Genomic DNA, 2,398 nt, shown 5'->3' on the forward strand with positions numbered 1-2,398 from the left:
GCGGAGCGTCTCCGCCGGCATCCGCCCGCTGACCGGCAGGGCGCGGGCGCCGGCGCGCAGCAGGGCCAGCCAGTCGACGACGCCGTCGACGGCGGTCGCCGTGCGGGCGATGACCCAGGCGCCGGCGCCGATGCCCTGGGACTGGAGGGCGGCGGCGCGCTCGCTGACCCGGGCGTCGAGCTCGGCGAAGGAGAGGCTCGTCTCCGGGGTGACGAGGGCCGGCTGCCCGGGGAAGCGGCGCGCGGCCTGCGCCAGCCGGCACTCGAGCCGGGCTCCGCTCACAGCAGCCGCTCCAGGTGCTCGAGCTCGTCGCGGCCCATGGTCGGCTTCTCGGCGTGCCCGGCCTGGCTCTGGAGGGGCTCGAGCAGGGCCACGGGCCACGCCGAGAAGGTGTCGAGGCCGTGGTGGTAGCCGGTCAGCCCCCAGTCCTGGATCAGCCGGGCGTAGAAGTCGAGGCTGAGGTTGCTCTCGAAGGCGCCGCTGAGCACCGTCCGGCAGCCGGCGCGCTGCGCCGCGGTGTGCCAGGCCGCGGTGCGGTTGAGCCCGGTGAGCATCGGCTTGAGGACGACGGCGGCGAGCCCCGGGGTCTGGAGGTCGGCCTCGGGGTGCTCGCGCAGGGTCTCGTCCCAGGCGAAGGGCACGGCGCTGTAGTGCGTCCAGTCGGCGTAGGAGGCGCCGGCGTGCAGCGGCTCCTCGAGGAACTCGATGCGCTCCGGGGCGATGGCGGCGCACAGCTCCGCCGCCTGCTCCGGGCTGTAGCTGCGGTTGGCGTCGAGGCGCAGCCGTACGCTCCGGGGCAGCTCGGCGCAGAGCTTGCGGATGCGCTCGATCTCGTCCTCGAGCGCGGCGCCGCCGATCTTGAGCTTCAGGCACCCCTTGCTCGAGACCTGGGTCGGCGAGCCGGCCGGCCCGGCGGCGAGCAGCCGGCAGGGCTCGAGCTGGGGCGGCGCCTGCGGCGCCTCGGTGAGCTGCAGCCAGCCGCTCTCGATGCCGAAGCGCGCCGCCGGCGGGAGCGTGTCCACGAGCGCCGGGTCGTGGGCCCCCGGCGCCGAGGCCATCAGCGCCCGGCACGCCGCCAGGCAGTCGTCGAGGCTCTCGGCGCTGAAGCCCGGCAGGGGGCTGATCTCCGACCAGACCGTCTGCCCGTCGGCGCTGCGCCACTCGAGCAGCGCCCCGTGGCGCTCGGCGACCGGCGCCGTGCCCTGCAGCGGCACCCGGTAGCGCCACAGGTCGAGCCGCGCGATGGCCGCTGCGGCCGCCCGGCTCATGGGTTGCGCTTGAAGCGCTGGAAGTCCGGCTTGCGCTTCTCCAGGTAGGCGTTGCGCCCCTCCTGGCCCTCCTCGGTCATGTAGAAGAGCATGGTGGCGTTGCCGGCCAGCTCCTGGACGCCGGCCTGGCCGTCGAGCCCGGCGTTGAAGGCGGACTTGAGGGCGCGCAGGGCCATGGGCGAGTGCTCGAGGATGCGCCGGCACCAGGCGACCGTCTCCACCTCCAGCTCCTGGAGCGGCACCACGGTGTTCACCAGGCCCATCGCCTCGGCCTCGCGGGCGTCGTACTGGCGGCACAGGTACCAGATCTCGCGGGCCTTCTTCTGGCCGACGACGCTGGCCATGTAGCTGGCGCCGAAGCCGCCGTCGAAGGAGCCGACCTTGGGGCCGGTCTGGCCGAAGCGGGCGTTGTCGGCGGCGATGGTCAAGTCGCAGACGAGGTGCAGGACGTGGCCGCCGCCGATGGCGTAGCCGGCGACCATGGCGATGACCGGCTTGGGGCAGGAGCGGATCTCGCGCTGCAGGTCGAGGACGTTGAGGTGGTGGGTGCCCTGCTCGTCCTGGTAGCCGGAGTCGCCGCGTACGCGCTGGTCGCCGCCGGAGCAGAAGGCGAGCTCGCCCTCGCCGGTGAGCACGACCACGCCGATGCCCTCGTCGAAGCGGGCGTCGGCGAGGGCGAGCTGCATCTCGCGCACCGTCTGGGGGCGGAAGGCGTTGCGCACCTCTGGGCGGTTGATGGTGATCTTCGCGATCCCCTCCGCCTTGTGGTAGCGGATGTCGTGGTAGCCGGCGGAGCAGTCCTGCCACTCCAGGCCGGGGGTGATGGGCTGCTGTGCGTCTTCGGTCATGGTCTGGCTGCTTCGCGGTCCAGGTGCGTGTGGATGGCCTCGGCGATCGCCTCGGGCGCCTCGGCGTGGCAGTTATGCCCGACACCGGCGATTTTGACAAGCCTCACGCCGGGGATCTCGGCGCTGAGCGCCTCGCCGAGGGCGAGGAACTTGGCGTCGTCGCCGCCGGCGAGGTAGGCCGTCGGCGCCGGCAGCGCCGCCAGCGCCGGGCGCAGGTCCGGCTGCCCGGCGAGGCTCGCGGCGCGCAGGAGCGCCGCCAGGTGCCGCGGGTCGTGGCCGGCG

General features: G+C 74.2%; 3 protein-coding genes and 1 pseudogene. All 4 read right to left on the reverse strand.

The window, feature by feature from the left end; genetic code table 11:
* Positions 1-282: AMP-binding protein (locus CKO13_RS11655; protein WP_200261220.1), on the reverse strand; the 282-nt coding region annotated here is incomplete at its 3' end.
* Positions 279-1,268, reverse strand: coding sequence for an o-succinylbenzoate synthase (menC, locus tag CKO13_RS11660; RefSeq protein WP_200261222.1), 990 nt, complete (start codon positions 1,266-1,268; stop codon positions 279-281). The genes CKO13_RS11655 and menC, both read right to left, overlap by 4 nt.
* Positions 1,265-2,116, reverse strand: a complete 852-nt coding sequence (gene menB, locus CKO13_RS11665; RefSeq protein WP_200261224.1) for a 1,4-dihydroxy-2-naphthoyl-CoA synthase — start codon at positions 2,114-2,116, stop codon at positions 1,265-1,267. Before menB ends, menC begins: the two co-directional genes overlap by 4 nt.
* A pseudogene (locus tag CKO13_RS11670) lies at positions 2,113-2,398 on the reverse strand (alpha/beta fold hydrolase); the annotation flags it as partial. The pseudogene CKO13_RS11670 and the gene menB, both read right to left, overlap by 4 nt.

The sequence above is a fragment of the Halorhodospira neutriphila genome (assembly GCF_016584055.1).
In the GTDB taxonomy this organism is placed as follows: Bacteria; Pseudomonadota; Gammaproteobacteria; order Nitrococcales; family Halorhodospiraceae; genus Halorhodospira; species Halorhodospira neutriphila.